The sequence below is a fragment of the Pseudoalteromonas sp. Z1A8 genome, from assembly GCF_011378855.1.
Taxonomy (GTDB): domain Bacteria; phylum Pseudomonadota; class Gammaproteobacteria; order Enterobacterales; family Alteromonadaceae; genus Pseudoalteromonas.
On sequence record NZ_WTLB01000027.1, the window covers coordinates 24,351 to 42,623 of the forward strand.

The 18,273-nt window shown below is 39.4% G+C and carries 15 protein-coding genes; 3 read left to right on the top strand and 12 right to left on the bottom strand.

Annotated elements, in window-relative coordinates; genetic code table 11:
- Positions 1–94: 94 nt before the first annotated feature.
- The 9 genes from GQR55_RS11880 to ccoN form a co-directional block, all read right to left on the bottom strand.
- Complete coding sequence (locus GQR55_RS11880) at positions 95–841, bottom strand: FNR family transcription factor (protein ID WP_165728835.1); 747 nt, start codon at positions 839–841, stop codon at positions 95–97.
- Positions 842–883: 42 nt separating this feature from the next.
- Positions 884–1,555 carry a sulfite exporter TauE/SafE family protein gene (locus tag GQR55_RS11885; protein ID WP_166420775.1) on the bottom strand — a complete coding sequence of 224 codons (672 nt, stop codon included), beginning with the start codon at positions 1,553–1,555 and terminating at the stop codon, positions 884–886.
- Positions 1,548–1,715: a cbb3-type cytochrome oxidase assembly protein CcoS gene (gene ccoS / locus GQR55_RS11890; RefSeq protein WP_002963071.1), complete on the bottom strand. Its 168-nt coding sequence runs from the start codon at positions 1,713–1,715 to the stop codon at positions 1,548–1,550. Before ccoS ends, GQR55_RS11885 begins: the two co-directional genes overlap by 8 nt.
- Entirely contained in the window at positions 1,712–4,087 is a 2,376-nt protein-coding gene (locus tag GQR55_RS11895; protein ID WP_166420776.1) for a heavy metal translocating P-type ATPase, read from the bottom strand. Before GQR55_RS11895 ends, ccoS begins: the two co-directional genes overlap by 4 nt.
- Before the next feature lie 8 nt (positions 4,088–4,095).
- Positions 4,096–4,587, bottom strand: a complete 492-nt coding sequence (locus tag GQR55_RS11900) for a FixH family protein (protein ID WP_166420777.1) — start codon at positions 4,585–4,587, stop codon at positions 4,096–4,098.
- A gap of 149 nt (positions 4,588–4,736) precedes the next feature.
- On the bottom strand, positions 4,737–5,771 hold the full coding sequence (ccoP, locus tag GQR55_RS11905) for a cytochrome-c oxidase, cbb3-type subunit III (protein ID WP_166420778.1): 1,035 nt from the start codon (positions 5,769–5,771) through the stop codon (positions 4,737–4,739).
- Positions 5,768–5,953 (bottom strand): cbb3-type cytochrome c oxidase subunit 3, encoded by a 186-nt coding sequence (locus tag GQR55_RS11910; RefSeq protein WP_166420779.1) that lies wholly within the window; start codon positions 5,951–5,953, stop codon positions 5,768–5,770. The genes ccoP and GQR55_RS11910 overlap by 4 nt, the downstream gene beginning before the upstream one ends.
- 5 nt (positions 5,954–5,958) lie before the next feature.
- On the bottom strand, positions 5,959–6,633 hold the full coding sequence (gene ccoO / locus GQR55_RS11915) for a cytochrome-c oxidase, cbb3-type subunit II (protein WP_166420796.1): 675 nt from the start codon (positions 6,631–6,633) through the stop codon (positions 5,959–5,961).
- 12 nt (positions 6,634–6,645) lie between these two features.
- Positions 6,646–8,079, bottom strand: coding sequence for a cytochrome-c oxidase, cbb3-type subunit I (gene ccoN / locus GQR55_RS11920; RefSeq protein ID WP_166420780.1), 1,434 nt, complete (start codon positions 8,077–8,079; stop codon positions 6,646–6,648).
- Positions 8,080–8,418: 339 nt separating this feature from the next.
- Here ccoN and GQR55_RS11925 point away from each other — a divergent pair, with 339 nt between their 5' ends.
- The 3 genes from GQR55_RS11925 to GQR55_RS11935 all read left to right on the top strand — a co-directional run bounded on the left by GQR55_RS11925 (position 8,419) and on the right by GQR55_RS11935 (position 13,612).
- Positions 8,419–8,844 carry a hypothetical protein gene (locus tag GQR55_RS11925; RefSeq protein WP_166420781.1) on the top strand — a complete coding sequence of 142 codons (426 nt, stop codon included), beginning with the start codon at positions 8,419–8,421 and terminating at the stop codon, positions 8,842–8,844.
- A gap of 620 nt (positions 8,845–9,464) precedes the next feature.
- Positions 9,465–12,152: a TonB-dependent receptor gene (locus GQR55_RS11930; protein ID WP_166420782.1), complete on the top strand. Its 2,688-nt coding sequence runs from the start codon at positions 9,465–9,467 to the stop codon at positions 12,150–12,152.
- Positions 12,153–12,259: 107 nt separating this feature from the next.
- Entirely contained in the window at positions 12,260–13,612 is a 1,353-nt protein-coding gene (locus tag GQR55_RS11935) for a hypothetical protein (protein WP_024599138.1), read from the top strand.
- A 48-nt stretch (positions 13,613–13,660) separates the two neighbouring features.
- Here the strand turns inward: GQR55_RS11935 and GQR55_RS11940 are convergent, their stop codons facing one another.
- The 3 genes from GQR55_RS11940 to mfd are packed head-to-tail and all read right to left on the bottom strand — an operon-like array spanning position 13,661 to position 18,244.
- A complete protein-coding gene (locus tag GQR55_RS11940) occupies positions 13,661–13,915 on the bottom strand; it encodes a hypothetical protein (RefSeq protein WP_010554066.1) in 255 nt (84 codons plus the stop codon).
- Positions 13,916–13,934: 19 nt separating this feature from the next.
- Positions 13,935–14,771, bottom strand: a complete 837-nt coding sequence (locus GQR55_RS11945) for a peptidoglycan binding protein CsiV (protein ID WP_166420783.1) — start codon at positions 14,769–14,771, stop codon at positions 13,935–13,937.
- Entirely contained in the window at positions 14,771–18,244 is a 3,474-nt protein-coding gene (gene mfd, locus GQR55_RS11950; protein WP_166420784.1) for a transcription-repair coupling factor, read from the bottom strand. The genes GQR55_RS11945 and mfd overlap by 1 nt, the downstream gene beginning before the upstream one ends.
- Between the last annotated feature and the right edge of the window lie 29 nt (positions 18,245–18,273).

An 18,273-nucleotide genomic window follows, 5' to 3' on the forward strand; every position in this document is an offset into this window, starting at 1 on the left:
ATGCTACTCCATTTACATAACGGGTGTACATTTAGTGTAACGTAAATATAAAACAGTTAAAGGGGTAGCATATAAATTGTTGTTCTAAATCAAACTATTTAATTTGACGAGGTTTTACTATGGCTGCAGTTTTAGCTAACGCATCATTATCTAAAATAGTAATAAATTTACCTTCTACTTTTATTAAGTCTGCTTTTTGAAAACGACTTAATAAACGACTAATCGTTTCTACAGTTAGGCCTAGGTAGTTGCCAATTTCACCGCGAGTCATTGTAAATCTAAATTCTTTACGTGAAAAACCACGCTCGCCAAAGCGCTCAGATAAGTTATAAATAAAACTAGCTAGGCGCTCTTCTGCTGATTTTTTATTAAGTAATAACAGCATTTCTTGATCGTATGTAATTTCGCTGCTCATTAAACGCATTATTTGTTGGCGAAGTTTTGGTAATTTACCAGCAAGTTCATCAAGCGTATCAAATGGGATTTCGCATACCATTGACGTTTCTAGCGCTTGCGAAAAGCTTTGATGCGCCATTTTACTTATTGCGTCAAAACCTACTAAGTCACCGGCTAAATGAAAACCAGTAATTTGCTCATCGCCTTGCTCTGATAATGTATATGATTTAAATGAGCCAGAGCGTACTGCATATATAGCTTGCAGCGGTGCGCCTGATTCAAATAGATAGTCGCCTTTATGCAGTGGTTTTTTTCGCTCAATAATTTCGTCAAGCTTATCCATTTCTTGGCCATTAAGTGAAAATGGCAAACACAATTGACTAATACTGCAATTATTACAGCTAATAGCACAATTACCCTTAGCGCGACTTTGAGAAAAATCCATAATTTAATCCGTTTTTAATTTTTATTCACGACGTTGTCTAGATTAGTGTACCAGCTTGTCGGTTGCAATAATCAATAAGTAGATACCATACCAAATTATAACACTGCCTAATACAATACGAGTCCATGGATGGTTAATAATAGTATTTAGTTTTTGTGCAGTAACGCCTAACGTAATCATTGCCGGAAAAGTACCTAAAGCAAAACAAAGCATCACTAAAGCACCATCTAAAGCACTTGGGCTAGTCATTGCCCATGTAAGCGCTGAATAGACTAAACCACAAGGCAGCCATCCCCACAGAGCACCGTAACCTAGGGCTTTAAAAGGGGTGTTAATAGGCATTAAATATTTGTTGAGCTTAACAATGTGCTGCCACACCAAGGTTTTACCAACCTTTTCAAGCCATTGCAAAGTGGGCCCTAAGCGCATTATATACACGCCGACTAGGAGCATAAAAATAGCAGCAATGAATGAAAGGGCTAAAGAAAAAGACGTATTTTGCCGTGCAAATTGGCTACTAATTCCAGCAACAAGCGCGCCTGCTGCCATGTAGCTCAGTGCACGTCCAATATTATAAGCAAATGAATAGGTAAACGTTTTATGTTTATCACTTGCCAGTTGTAATGAGCTTGCTATACCACCGCACATGGCAATGCAATGTCCGCTACCTATTAGCCCCATTAAGAATGCGCTGGTATAAAGAGGGTCAATCATTACTTTTGTTATGTTGCTCTTTGTCGTCTTCAAACAAAATGCTGTGACCTTGCTTGTTTAAGTCAGAAAATTGCTCGCTTTTTACAGCCCAAAAGAAAACGCCGATAGCAATAATGACAAACAAAATAGCAATGGGGATCAAAATGTAAATTATGCTCATAACTTTAATAGCCTTAGTGAGTTGCTTATCACAATAATTGAGCTGGCAGACATGCCAATCACAGCCATCCACGGAGCAACTAAGCCCAATGCTGCCAGTGGTAATATGGACGCATTATACAATAAAGACAGCGCAAGGTTTTGCTTAATAATGCGCCTGGTTTGTTTAGCTACATTAAGTAAGTGATCGATTGAGGCTAAATCGCTATTAAGGAGCACCACATCGGCGCTATTTTTTGATATATCTGCACCTGTTTCCATGGCAATTGATAAGTGTGCGCTGGCAAATACTGGGCTGTCGTTTACACCATCGCCGACCATAGCAACCACTTCGTTTTGTGACGCCCACTGTTCAACGGCTGTTTGTTTATCTTGTGGGGAGCATCCAGATTGCACGCTTTCGAGTTTAAGTTGTTTTGCTACTTTTTGGCCTGCATCTGAGGCGTCACCGGTTAACATATGACACGTTAAGTTTTGCGATTGAAGAGACTCTATAAGTTTTTTAGCATCATTTTTAACTTTATCAACAAAGTAAAAACGTGCAACAACTTGTTTATTTATATATAAGCTTGCTTGTGCATTTGATTTTTTGCTATCAAACCAACCACTTTTACCAATTGCGTAATGATGAGTTGCATCTTGTGCGCTAATGCCCAGCCCTGGGTGTACTTCAACGTTATCAAGGTTATGATGAGCAGGGGTAATTTCATCAAATGCGCTAGCGATAGGGTGTTCAGAATAGCGCTCCAACCTAGCTGCTATATCTAGCACTTGCGCTTTTGTATATTGTTTATCGATTATATCTACTTCATCAAGGCTAAATTTACCTTGTGTAAGAGTGCCTGTTTTGTCAAATGCAAATAAAGTGATTTGCGAGAGTGTTTCGAGCACATGTGCTTGTTTAATTAACACTCCTTTACGGGTAAGCGTTGCAACAGCGCAGGTAAGCGCGGTAGGTATTGCTAAACTCAGTGCACATGGGCAAGTAGCAACTAAAACCGAAATAGTGATCCAAAATGCGTGTTCTGGATCAATTTGGTACCACCCAATCGCAGTGATTGAAGCGAATATGAGTAAGCAGGCTATAAACCACTGCGCGACTTTATCGGTAATTTCAACCAGTTTAGGGCGTTTGGTTAATGCATTGTGTTGCAGGCGTATAATTTGATTTAAAAGTGTATTTTGGCCAATTTTATTGATTTTTATTTCAATAACGCCATCGTGGTTAACGCAACCGGCATAAACATTGTGACCAATAAATTTAGTTACGGGTTGATGTTCACCGGTCATCATAGACTCATCAACCGTGGTTTTACCTTTAATAAGTTCGCCATCGGCAGGAATTGTCTCACCCGCTTTAATAAGTACGATGTCATTAAGTTTTAGTTTTTTTGCTGCAATTATAAGCTCGTCACCACTTTCGTTAATAGTGCGCGCTGTTAATGGCAGTAGTTTTTGTAAGTTGGCAGTAAACTCGCTCGCTTTTAAACGCGCTCTAAATTCAAGGTATTTCCCCAATAACAGCAAAAAGGTAAACATACATACAGATTCAAAATATACCTCGCCCACTTCCATAAATGTAGCGTAACAACTTGCACCAAATGCACCAAAAATAGCCAGCGAGACAGGTAAATCCATATTGAGTTGTTTAGCTTTTAAGCCATTTATAGCATTGGTTAAAAAGGGCAGTGCGCTATATAGAACAACGGGAGAGGCAAGTACTAAGCTGATCCACCTAAAATACTGCTCAAAATTACTGTCCATACCTGAAAACATGCCAAAGTACATGGCAAATGCAAACATCATTACTTGCATGGTCATTAAGCCTGCTACACCTAAACGGCGAATATAGGCTTTTGCAGTTTGCTGTTTTTGTTGTGCTTCAGTATCGGCTTGAAATGGATATGCTTTATAACCAATCTTAGCAAGCGAGGTAATTACTTCACTCAATGGGGTTCTGGTTTTATCCCACTGAATCATAGCGCGGTTGGTTGAGGTATTTACATCAACACGTTTAACTGTGTTTAAATTTAAAAGTTGTTTTTCGATAAGCCACGCACAAGCGGCGCAAGTGATACCTTCAACGCTCAGTAATACCTCTGAGATATTATCGGTAGTCGCTATAAATTCGTCTTGGATGTCTTCGTTGTCATAACTTTTTATAAATGCGAGTTGCTCAGGTACTAGCTGTTCTACTTTACCGGCACGTACGGTGCGGTATTTGTAGTAATCGGTCATACCTTGGTCAACAATATTTTGTGCAACAGCTTGGCAGCCAATGCAACACATTGGCTGGGCTTTGTCGTCAATTATAACGCTGGCACTAAATCCATTTGGCACACTCTCAAGGCAATGAAAACAAGAGTTAGACATAGTTATTACTACTTATAATTAGGAGTAACTAAAACGGTTTGTTCAGTTGGTAACGTTATATTTTCTTTCATTTTCCAACTGCCATCTATTGGCTCAATAAATACTGAATATGCACCCGGAGTATACTCATTAAGTAATGCAGTAAATTCTTGATTGGCATTAGGAGTCAGTGTTGCTTCAAAGTCGTGTGCTTTTATGGTGCGATGGTAAAACGAGAGTTTTAACACATGCACATTGCTGCTGTCGCCTTTTGTAAATTTAAAGCTTACACGTTCGTTAGTTACATTTAACTCGCCATGTAAATAAAGTGCCTTTGCCTTTTCAAACTTAGTCAGTTCTAAGTTTATTGCTTTACCTTTTTTATAGTAGTCGTCGACAACCATGTCTGGGCCGTTACCTATTGCTGTAATAAATAAGCTAATACAGCCAATAATGGCAACTAACGGAAAAAAGATTAAAAACCAAGGCCAAAAATTTTTATACCACGGAGTAGGTTGCATAGTGTCTCTAAAGTAAGTTTAGGAAGCGTTATTTTATAGGATTTATACGTAAAAGACTAAAAAAAAGCCTCACAGTGGAGGCTTTTTTGATCTGGATTAATCTATTGAATTAAATAAATTAATTTATAAACATTTTATTAACTGTATGCTTATTTATCTTGCGATAAGCTATAAACATAAGCTGTTAATAAGTGAATCTTATCTTCACCTAAAATGTCTTTCCATGCTGGCATTACACCAGCACGACCGTGGTTAAGTGTTTCTTCAACTGCACGTTGAGAGCCACCGTATAACCAAATGTTATCGGTTAAGTTTGGCGCGCCAAATGGAAGGTTATGTGCAACCGACCCTTTACCGTCAGCACCGTGACATGCGGCACACATTGCAAACTTAGCAGCACCTGCCGCTGCATCTTTTTGGTTAACAGTACGACCAGAAAGGCTCAGCACATGTGCTGTCATTTCTTTAACGCCTTGCTCGCCAAGAGCAGGGCCCCAAGCTGGCATTGCTGCAATACGACCATAAAGAAGTGTTTCTTTAATTTTGTCAGGTGTTCCGCCATATAACCAATCTTTATCAGTTAGGTTAGGGAAGCCAGTACCACCACGTGCATCAGAGCCATGACATTGCGCACAGTTTTGTGAGAATAAACGCTGACCAATTTCAATGGCTACTTGGCCATCTGTTTGCTCATGTTTATTATCATTATCAAGTGCTATTTGCTGTGCAGCGTCACCTTCAAACTTAGAACTAACTAAATCTAAAACGGGTACTTGTGCAAGTTTATTAAAAATAGGACCAAAGCGCTCTTCTGCAGCTTCGTACTCTTTATCAAGTTTTACAAAGCGACCTTCTTCTTTCGCTTTAGCAATCGCTTCTTTAGATTCAGCTAAAGAGGTAATACCTTGGTTAGAGCTCGTCCATTTACCTAAACCTTCCCAGTTGCCTAAACCCGGGTAAGCCGCAAGGTAATATACAGACCAAATAAAAGTTGCGAAAAACATGTAAGTCCACCACTTTGGCAGTGGATTATTTAGCTCTTCAATTCCATCATATTCATGTCCGCAGCTTTCACCTTCAGGTACACCAGCGTAGTTTTTTAAATTCCACACGAGTAGACCAAACAAAATGCACAAACATGATAGGGTTAATACAATAACCCAAATACTCCAAAAGCTAGTCATTTTTCAGACTCCTTTTCCTCGTTAGAGAGTGTGTTGTCATGTTTTTTTTCATCTTCGAAAATGGCATTAGCGGCGCTTTCAAAACGAGTTTTGCTTCGCTTGCTATATGCCCATGCAACAATCACAATAAACAATACTAAAATTACCAGAGTCAAAATGCCTCTGTATGTTCCGTAATCCATAATTTTTACTTCAAGTGGGTACCAAGTTGCTGTAAATACGCGATTAGAGCTTGTATTTCTGTTGCGCCTTTGCCGTCATTCATAGCATTAACTTTATCAACATCAGCTTGAAGCTCTTCGTCGCTGCCATAACCTAGACCGTCGTAACGGTCTGTGCGGCTATCAATTCCAAAATTATCACGGAAAATTTGTAGTTTTTTCAGAGTGAGGCTGGTATCAAGCGTATTCTCTGCTAACCAAGGAAAGCCTGGCATGTTCGACTCAGGAACCACTGCACGTGGATCAACTAAGTGAGCATAGTGCCAGTCGTCCGAGTAGCGCTTACCAACACGAGCCAAGTCAGGACCAGTACGTTTAGAACCCCATAAAAACGGATGATCCCAAACAGATTCACCGGCTACAGAGTAGTGACCATAACGCTCAACTTCATCACGAAAAGGACGAATCATTTGCGTATGACAAGTATGACAACCTTCTTTAACAAATATATCCCGGCCTTCCATTTCAAGTGCGCTAAGTGGACGTAGACCATCCACAGGCTTAGTTGTATCGTCTTGGAACATTAGCGGAGTAATTTCAACTAACGCACCAAAGCTAATAGCAAAAACAGTCAGAATAGCCATAAGGCCAATGTTCTTTTCTATTATTTCATGTTTGTTTTGTGACTTTTTATTGCTCATCATCTCACTCCGTTATGCTAATTGTGCTTGCGCGTCTAGTTTCAGAGATTCTTTCTCAGCTGAAATAGTGCGATAAACGTTATAAGCCATAACTAACATACCTACTACGATGAATACACCGCCTACAAAGCGCATGATATAGAAAGGATGCGACGCTTCTAAAGACTGCACAAAGCTGTACATCAATGTACCGTCAGCATTTACTGCACGCCACATTAGACCTTGCATTACACCTGAAATCCACATTGCAACGATGTATAAAACAACACCTACAGTGTGTAACCAGAAGTGGGTATTAACCAATTTAACGCTATACATACGACCTTGCGCGAATAATGCAGGGATCAAGTGATAAATAGCACCAATTGAAATCATAGCAACCCAACCTAGCGCACCTGAGTGTACGTGGCCGATTGTCCAATCTGTGTAGTGAGATAACGCATTTACAGATTTAATTGCCATCATAGGACCTTCAAACGTAGACATACCGTAGAAAGACAATGAAACAACTAAGAAACGCAGTATTGGGTCGGTACGTAGTTTATGCCATGCGCCAGACAGTGTCATAATACCGTTAATCATACCACCCCAAGACGGTACGAATAGGATAATAGACATAACCATACCTAAACTTTGCGTCCAATCAGGAAGCGCTGTGTAGTGAAGGTGATGAGGGCCAGCCCAGATATATAATGAAATTAAAGCCCAAAAGTGAACTACCGATAAACGGTATGAATACACCGGGCGACCTGCTTGTTTTGGTACAAAGTAATACATCATACCCAAGAAACCAGCAGTAAGTAGGAAGCCTACAGCGTTATGTCCATACCACCACTGAACCATCGCATCTACCGCACCTGCATAGATTGAGTATGATTTAGTTAACGACACGGGCACTGCCATGCTGTTTACAATGTGAAGCACAGCAACAGTAATAATAAAGCCAGCGTAGAACCAGTTAGCAACATAAATGTGCGATACTTTACGCTTAATTAAGGTACCAAAAAATACAACAGCGTAAACAATCCAAACCACAGCGATTAAAATATCGATTGGCCATTCAAGTTCTGCATATTCTTTTGAGCTAGTAATACCTAAAGGTAGCGTTATTACTGCTAATACAATAACTAACTGCCAGCCCCAAAATGAAAAGGCGGCGAGTTTGTCTGAGAAAAGACGCGTTTGACAAGTACGTTGTACGACGTAATAAGACGTCGCAAAAAGTGCACTAGTACCAAATGCGAAAATTACTGCGTTCGTGTGTAACGGACGTAGTCGAGAGTAAGTTAACCATGGTGTATCAAAGTTAAGTGCTGGCCAAGCTAATTGGGCAGCAATCAGAACCCCAATACTCATGCCAACGATGCCCCAAATCACTGTCATAATAGCGAATTGGCGTACAACCTTATAGTTATACTCAGTTTGTGATGCTACTGTTTGGCTCATTTTCTGGCTTCCGCTGCAATAAATGCGTTTAGAAATGAATTACCCACCTTTAAAAGTGGGGCCTACTATTTTCTCAAGCGTGTTATCTAAAACTTTCAATACATGAAAGCTTCAGAAAAAAAACTTGAGAAACCCTTATTTTTTGCGGGTGAAATGATAAATTTTTTGGCCTAAAAAAGATAGGTCAATTACATAAAATTATGACATCAATCAAACTTTGTGAGCTTGTTGTTTATTTTTTGATACAGTTTGTGCCTAATTTGGCCTAATAGTAACACTCGCACTTGTTATTTATAGTCGTGATTATTAGTATTTGCTTTTCTTTAGTGCGAAATTGTTATGCTTATATACAGGTTAAGTTTATTTACGGCGGTGTTTTTTTTATTAACAGCGTGTGATTTTTCTAAAAATACAGATGAAAAATTTCTTAAAAACGCCCAATGCGAAGCCAATGAGCCTTGTACTTTTTCAAATGATGTTAAAGTATGGTTAAGCGAGAAAACCCTTTCCCCCGAGACCCCATTTACTATTTTTAGTGATTTACCAGTTAACATTACAATTGAAGATGCCAAGCTTAAAGGCATTACCATGTATATGGGTTACATTCCCCAGCAATTTAAACAACATAATGATCTTTGGCAAAGTAATACTATGGTTGGCATTTGTTCTGAGAAAAATATGCTCTGGAATTTGGAACTAACCGTTAAAGATAATGCCTCCTCTGTAATACAAACACTTAATTACTCTTTTTACGTAACGTATTAAAGTTGCGGCTGCAAACTCTTGCATACAGCTTACATTTTTGATGTGAGTTCGTTTTCTTATACATACGATTATTTGAGTGACAAGATCAATAAAATTGCCTTTTTAGGTTTTGATACTGATAAAGCTTCAATGGTGAATGAGTGCTCTCAAAAAGTTCAACTTTAATTGTGACTGAATAAAAAATCTAATCAAAAAACGTCCTAAAGTAGCTAAATCAGACTATTTAATCGCTAAGCATGCATAAATATGGTTAGTAATTAACATTTAGTTTTGCGGTTTTAATAATGCACTGTGATTAACTTGTTAATTTATCTAAATTTGGTACATCATTCGATTAATTACATTTAATTACAAAGTGATGCGGTTTGATTTCATCTGTATTGATTAAGTGTTTATTTATACTCAAAGCCTTGATATAAATGTGTATTTACTTGTTAACAATGAAACAAGTTGTAACGTATGTTCCTAATAAAGTTATTCTATTTTGTTGTGATATATAAAATAAACAGTCGTTAAGTTTTCGTTCAGTTAAAAGCGCCTAAGTTGCTCGCCTAACTCACTATTCTTATAACAAGTGAGCATTACCAATAAAGGTAAATTTCAACAAGTAGGGTTCTTTCATGAAAAAATCAACTCTTGGTTTAGCTGTAATTGCAGCGATCCCAATGTTCTCAAGTGTGCAAGTTTTAGCGGCAGACGAAGCTGCAAAATCAATCGAAAAAATTCAAGTAACGGGTTCTCGTATTAAGCGTTCTGACATGGAAACCGCTAGCCCAGTTACACTAATTGGTGCAGATGAGATCAGAGCTTCTGGCGCTACATCGGTTGATAGTGTTCTTCAGCAAATGACCGCTACTGGCGGCGCAATGACTAATCCAGGCGTTAACAATGGTTCTGGCGGTGGTGCATCAATAGATCTACGTGGTTTAGGTTCACAACGTACATTAGTACTTGTAAACGGCCGTCGTATGATCAACTCAGGTACTGGCGCAGCTTCTACAGTTGATTTAAACACTATCCCAGTTTCTATGATCAAGCAGATAGAAGTACTTAAAGATGGCGCATCTGCTGTTTATGGTACTGATGCTGTTGCTGGTGTTGTGAATATCATTCTAAAAAATGATTTTGAAGGCTTAGATTTAAACGTTAACTCAGCAATGACATCAAAGCACGATGCATCTGAAACATCTATCGACTTTACAGTTGGTACTTCATTCGATAAAGGTAATATTGTATTTGGCGCTCAGTACACGAATCGTGGAGAAGCTAGCCAAGGCGATCGTGGTTTTGCTAACTGTCCTTTATTTGAAGGTGAAAACGGTCTTTTCTGTGGTGGTTCATCATTTAGTGAAGGCGGCCATATCTATAACGTAAACACTACAGGTATTACTAATAGTGAAGGCGAAGTAGAGCAAAAAGGTTTAGCAAACGACAGCGGTTTAAGCAACCGTGGTGGTAGTTTACATCGTTTTACTGATGCAGCAGATGCTTACAACTACGCAGAGCAAAGCTACTTATACACGCCAATGGAACGTTTAAACCTTACTGGTATGGGGACTTATGAGTTAAGCGACGATACTAGCTTTTTCAGTGAGTTTACTTACACTAAACGTTGGTCAGAACAGCAATTAGCTCCACAGCCTATTAATTTTGGTTTTAATTATAACGAAAGTATGGGTAATAGTTTATTAGGCCAAACGTATGATAAACGTCAAGTTGCTAATGGTGCATTTGTAGAAGATGCTAATGGTAATTTTGTAACAACACCAACTAACTACGCTTACAATGACAATATTAGCTACCGTCGCCGTATGACTGAAAGTGGTGCACGTGGTTTATCTCAAACAGTAGATACAGTACGTATTGTTGTTGGTGCTGAAGGTGTGATCAGTGATTACTCTTGGGATTTTTCTGCTAACTTTGGTCGTAATGATTCAGTAGATAAATTAAGTAACCTACATAATGTTTCTGCTATTAATACTGCAATTTCAGCAGGTACATTTAATCCATTAAATGAAGCTGATTGGGCTTTATCTAATGTACAAGACTACATTTACACAGAGCAAAACTCAGGTGGGAGTCAGTTATTCATTTTGGCAGCATCACTTTCAGGTGAAATGTTTGAAATGCCAGCAGGTTATGCAGCGTTTGCTGCAGGCGTTGAGCGCCGTCAAGAAAAAGCGTTTTATACACCTGACTCAATTTCTGCACAAGGCTTAGGTAATGATCCTCGTGTTGATGCAACTAGCGGTGGATTTGATGTAAACGAAGCCTACGTTGAATTTGCAATTCCACTACTTGCTGATGCACCTTTTGCTGACGCAGTTGAGCTTAGTGCAGCTATTCGTGCATTTGATTACAGCACGTTTGGTTCAGACGAAACTTGGAAGCTAGGTTTAACATGGCGTGTAAATGACGAACTAATGCTACGTGGTGTTCGTTCAACAGCATTCCGTGCTCCTACAGTTGATGAGCTTTACTCTGGTAACGCTCCATCTTACGAGCAAGTTAGCTACCCAGGCGCAGATAGCCAAGCTGAAGTAACAGTCGGTGGCAACATCAACTTAACTCCAGAAGAAGCAGATACGCTTACTGTTGGTGTTGTTTACGAGCCAGAATGGTTGGATGGCTTCTCAATGACTGTAGATTACTACGACATTGAAATCGAAAACGCTATTTCTACTTACAATAACCAATATGTTGTTGACCAATGTATCGGTAATGCAAACAGCAGTACTAATGCAATTTGTACAAGTACTTCTGCTGTGTTCCAAGCTGATGGCCGTATTGTTTTCAATAACCAATTACGTAATATTGGTTCTGAGAAAACGTCTGGCATCGATTTAAACCTTACTTATGCGTTTGATGCATTAGGTTTAAGCTGGAAAACAGGCTTAGATACAACTTATTTAGATGAGTATGTTGTTGATACAGGCGCAGTAGTAGATTACTCAGGCTTTATCACTGGTGGTGCTGGCGGTTACGCAGATATTAAATCTAACTTTAACTTAAACGTTAAAGGTGACAACTGGGATGCTACATATGAAGCGCGTTATATTGCTGGAATGGACAGCTTTGCATGTATCGGCGATGATACCTGTTTAGCTCCTGAAACACCTTCAATTGTATATCACGATATTAGTGCTTCTTACATGATCAATGACGTGTTAACTGTTTCTGCAGGCGTTAATAACATGTTTGATAAAGAGCCACCGTACTACTCAGGTAATAATGATTCAAACACTGACCCGTACACTTACGACACATTAGGTCGTCGTTTATTTGCTGGTATCAATATTAAACTATAATATCTAGCACATTAACCGTATTAAGGCTCAGTATTTACTGGGCCTTTTTTATTGAACAAAACAAAGGAGACAAGTAAACTAAAACGATATTTTAGAAGGAGAACTGATTGTTAAAACAAGATGAAAACTTATCTTTTGTCATTGAGCCAGAACTAACTCCTCGTTCTGAACAGCGCATAGATCTGTATTTTTCTATCCCTAATGAAATGGGGATTAATCCGCAAACGCTTACCGAAGAATCATATTTTAATAACCACTTCAAATCTCATTTAGCGTATAACGCGAATAATATACACTTGCCTTTGGTTCGAAGCCGCTTTGTGAGTAAAAATAAAGGTGAGCAACAAGATTATCGTCAAAATCTTAACTTATTTTGTTATCAAGTACGTTTAGCCCTTGATGCCGATATAAAAGACGCGTTAAAAATTGACGAAGCCGAAGACTTTTATAAACGTGCTAACGAAGTATATGAACAAAGTGAGGGGCTTTTAAAAAAGCTGCGCCGCTATACACCAGATGACGAAAAGCTACTGCCATTTTTTACCAATGCTGATAACTATTTAAGTTGGCATGTTGAGCAATCTTTTTTAAAGCTTTTAGATGAAGGGCCCCGTAGTAGCGATTATGCAAAAGAACGTAACGATTTAATGCAGTTTTGTAAAAACGAAAATGCGTATCGGGCCGACAAAAACTATAATTCTGAAACCACCATGCAAGACGCTAATCGAATAACAAATAAAATGCGCTTGTTACAACGCTTAATTGAGCACGGCGTAATATTACAGCGTCAAACGCGGTTTCTTAATAGCTACCTTAAGCGATTAGTTAAGGGCACGGTAACAGCCGTTATAATGGCATTTGTGATGGTTGTAATACTTAATGCTCGCTCAACATTTACTGAAGTCACCGCGACGCTTATTTTAATTTTAGGGGTTATTTACGGGCTACGTGAAATATTTAAAGAAGATATTACGCGTATGATTTGGCGAGCTATTGTACAAGGGCGACCTAAGTGGCGATTTAGTTTTAAAAATAGTATTACCAAAGACAAAATAGCGAGTCAGCTAATTTGGCTTGAATACACACGCTTTAAAAAAATCCCTAAAGAAGTAAAGTCTATATTTTCAAAACGTCGACAGCAAAATAAACAAGCTGCGCAGTGGTTACATTTTGCGAGTGAAACGCGTGTAAGTGCAAAAGAATTTTTACCCGGTTACGATACCTTGCAACAAACTCTGCAATTTAGTCTTGCGCCATTTGCGCGTTATTTAAAACGTGGTGAAGGGAAGTTATATCATTTAGACAGTAATAAAATATCTAAACAGGCGGTTGAGCGGCGCTACCAACTTAACATGGTGCTTGTGCTGACTGAGGAAGATAGAACACTTTACCAACGCTATAAAATAACGTTAAATCGCAGTAAAATCGTCAATATTGAGCTTATTTACTCGAAAAAGTAAGCTTATGAATAAAAAAGGGACTGATAAAATCAGTCCTTTTTTTTAAATTTATTTATTAGCTAAACCATGTTTACTATATAAAGTTACTTTGTCTGACACTAGCGTGATCTCGATATTTTTCGCTTCATCGCCCCACACACAATTAGTATGCAGTGTTTTTTCAACACAGTTATCAGCACTGCCTAAAATGGTTTCAACTTCAGTCTTATCCATACCTACTTTAATTTTTTCGTAGCTTTCAAGGCTTACTTTAGAACAAGCCGCAAGGCTTAATGTAGCTGCGATGATAAGGAGTTTTTTCATTGTTATATCCTACTTAGTATTAATGTTTGAATTTTCTGATTTGGACGATCATGCCCATTCGTGGGTGGTCAAAGTAATGTACTTCACCACTTATTACACGTCTAAACTGAGAAAAGCGGGCTGACTCTATATCGCCATTTTCTAGCTTTTGGCTAATATCAAAATTAGCTGTAATGTATAAATAATGTCGCAAGTGTATTTTAAATAAACCGTCTAGTTCCCACTCTGCTTTTGATTGGTCTGGGTCGTTAAATAGTTCAGGTTGTGAATTTAATAAACTTACAAAATCAGGATTTGAATAGCTAGGGGTTACGTTGGAATCACTTTTAAGGTGTTTACCTGCTATTAAATGCATACTTGGTGCACGCGATTTACTTGCGCCTTCAAAGCGCCAACCAGTATGTAGAATAGGTGTTAATCCTTTGCGAGCTAGCTGTTGGTACTGCGCTTTAAATTGCAGTTGTTCTGGCGCTAATAAATAAGTTTGCTGCATATCATCTTTAGCGGGGGCTAGAGGTGTGACAGGTAGCTCATCATAGCTTTGTATGTAGTCTGTACTGTCACTGCATACACCCGATTGCGGGTTTGAATTAACTAAGGAATCGGTAAAAGAGCGTTTTTGAAAACGCTCATCGCCATCTATACAGGCTTGCATTGCTTGCTCTGTGTAAAGTGGCGTCATTAAATCTAGAGAATTTTTATCCTCAATAGCTTTGTGCTTAAGGGTAAAGTCTTCTTGTAAATATGGAGCAGGGCGCTGTTTAAATACCAGCACCTCAACCTCAAACCAACGCTCTGCAAATGCAGTGCTACTAAATAAGCAGCATAAAATAACAAGCGATTTTTTTAGCAACATTAATGGCTAACCTTTTTTTCGAAATCTGCAATCATTGCAGTGACCATTTTTAAGCGTTCGCGGGCATTAGCCTCACTAATAGCAAAGCGCAGTTTATTCGCGCCATCCATTTTGTACACCTTAGGCGCACTTTGTATCAAACCTATAATGAAGCTAGGGTTAACCTTGGTATCTTGGCTAAACTCAAAGTAACCGCCTTTAGGATTAGCCTCAATTTTTGTAATGCCTAAATTACTGGCTTGCATTTTAAGTTGCTGCAGGCTAAACAAGTTTTTAGCAGCATCTGGCAGTAAACCAAAACGGTCTATCAACTCAACTTGCAGTTCATCCATGTCATCAAGGTTAGCACAACTTGCAACGCGCTTGTACATACCTAAACGTGCATTTACATCGTGTATGTAATCATCAGGTAATAGTGCAGCCAGTTTTAAATCCACTTCGGTTTGCTTTTTAAGTAGGTTTTCAAGTGTTGGTTCTTTACCTTCACGTAGCGCATTTACAGCTTGCTCGAGCATTTCCATGTACAAGCTAAAACCGATAGTTTGCATTTGACCTGATTGATCGTCGCCAAGTAACTCACCCGCACCACGAATTTCTAAATCGTGTGTTGCTAGGGCAAAACCTGCGCCTAAATCTTCTAACGATTCGATTGCTTGTAAGCGTTTACTCGCATCTTTAGAAAGGGCTTTTGGGTCACCAGTCAGTAAATAAGCATAGGCTTGATGATGGCTTCGGCCAACTCGCCCACGTAATTGGTGTAACTGTGCAAGGCCGAGTTTATCTGCTCTATCCATAATAATGGTGTTGGCTGTAGGTACATCGATACCGGTTTCTATAATCGTGGTACATACCAACACGTTGTATTTTTGATGATAGAAGTCAGTCATTATTTGCTCAAGTTCTTGCTCGCGCATTTGACCGTGAGCTGAGGTTACGCTTGCTTCAGGCACCCATTCACTGATCTCTTGTGCAACACGCTCAATAGTTTCTACATTGTTATGTAAAAAGTAAACTTGGCCACCGCGTTTAATTTCACGCAGTACCGCTTCGCGTATTAGTTCTACATCGCGTTGGCGTACAAAGGTTTTAACCGCTAAACGTTTAGCTGGCGGGGTCGCGATAATTGATAAATCACGCATGCCACTCATAGCCATATTAAGTGTACGCGGTATTGGCGTTGCAGTGAGTGTAAGTATGTCTACATCGGCACGTAGTGCTTTAATCTTTTCTTTTTGGCGTACACCAAAGCGATGTTCTTCATCAACAATGAGTAAACCTAAGTCGTTAAACTTAATGTCTTGCTGAATAAGTTTGTGCGTGCCGATAACTATATCGAGCTTACCGTTGGCCATTTTCTCAAGCGTGTCTTTTTGTTCTTTAGTTGAGTTGAAACGCGAAAGTACACCAACTTCAATAGGAAAATCAGCAAAACGGTCTTTAAAGTTTTCAAAGTGTTGTTGAGCCAGCAAAGTGGTAGGCACTAAAATTGCCACTTGTTTATCATCGTTAACCGCTACAAAAGCAGCACGCATGGCTACTTCTGTTTTACCAAAGCCTACGTCACCACACACTAAGCGATCCATCGCTTGCTTTGATTGCATATCACCTAATACGGCTTCTATGGCGCTTCGCTGATCATCAGTTTCCTCAAACGGGAAGCTATCGCTAAATTGACGATATGCAGGGGCATCTAGGGTAAATTTATTACCAGGTTTTGCTTGGCGTTGTGCATAAATGTCGAGTAATTCGGCGGCGACATCGCGGACTTTTTCAGCCGCTCGTTTTTTAGCTTTTTCCCATGCATCTGAACCAAGCTTATGCAGCGGGGCGCTGGCTTCTTCACCACCAGAGTAACGACTCAGCATATGCAATGCAGATACTGGCACGTACAATTTAGCTTCACTTGCGTAAGTAATCGTAACAAACTCAGTAACTACACCTGCAGCATCAATTGTTTGCAAACCTTGGTAACGCCCAACACCATGATCGAGATGCACAACAGGTTGACCTTCCTTAAGCTCGGCTAAGTTACGGATTAGTGCATCTTGGCTGGCTTCGTACTTGTGCTTGCGGCGTCTACGCTGAGATACTTTAATGCCAAGCAGTTCTTGCTCGGTAATAATAGAAAGGCTGGGCTTAGTACCCAGTACCACACTTTGCTCAAGCGGGCTTACTATTAAACCCACATCACTCGCGCTTTTTGTAAATTGTTCGAGTGTTTCAAATTCTTTAAATTTTAAACCGCTTGGTTTTAAAATGCTCAGTAATGATTCGCGACGACCATCCGATTCAACACTGAGTAATATGCGGCCTTTTTTCTTTTTTTGCTCTGCTACATAATTTATAAACGCGCCATAAGGTTCATGCTGTTTATGATCGATTCGAATAGCCGGCAGTTCGTTAACGCTTAAGTTTTTATTACCTGCTTTAGTTCCGAGTTTTGCAAGGGATAAACGAATACGTGCAAAGTTACCTAAATTAGAAAACAGCTCTTCAATAGGCTGATAAAGCGTATTGGGCTCAAGTAATGGGCGAAGTGGGTCAACTCTGCGGTTTTCATAGCGTACATTTACATCATGCCAAAAGTTATCTGCCGCATGCTCTAAATCACCTAGTTGCATAACGGTTGTTGTATCTGGCAGGTAGTCAAAAATAGTGGCTAGCTTTTCAAAAAACAGCGGCATGTAGTATTCAATACCTGCAGGCCAGTTACCTTTACTTACTTGCATGTATACCGAGTCTTGCTGTGAGCTTGCACCAAACTTTTCACGGTAGCTTATTCTAAAGCGCTCAATATCGGCTTCATTTGTAGGAAATTCGTGTGCTGGAAGTAGCTCAATTTTATCTACTTTTTCATCAGAACGCTGCGTTTCTACATCAAATAAACGAATAGTGTCGAGTTCGTCATCAAAAAAGTCGAGTCTGAATGGATGCGGGCTACCCATCGGGTATAAGTCAACGATAGAGCCGCGTATAGCGTATTCGCCGTGCTCCATTACTTGTTGAACATTTAAATAACCGGCTTGCTCTAAATTATCACGAAAGTTATGTGTGTCTAGCTTGTCACCTACTTTAAAGTTGATTGTTGAACCATAAATAAATGAGGCTGGGGCTGTGCGCAACATTAAGGTAGATACAGGTACAATTAACACACTTTGTTGTTCTTTTTTTAAGGTGTTTAAAGTGGCTAAACGGGCTGAAATAATATCTTGATGGGGAGAAAAGTGATCGTATGGCAGAGTTTCCCAATCAGGAAATACCATTACCGGGTTATCGGGTAATAAATATTCTAGCTCTGTTTCAAGGCGCAGTGCGCTTGGTGTATCGGGCGTAACAATTAAGACTAAGTTATCTTGTTGTTTAACACCTTCAGCAATGGCAATGCTTAAACCACTTCCGCTTAGCTGGCCCCATTGAATTTTATCTTTTTGAGATTTTACCCAAGGCAAGGCTGCCCATTGCTCAAACGCCATTTATTACTCCATTTATAGTTGGCTCTTAG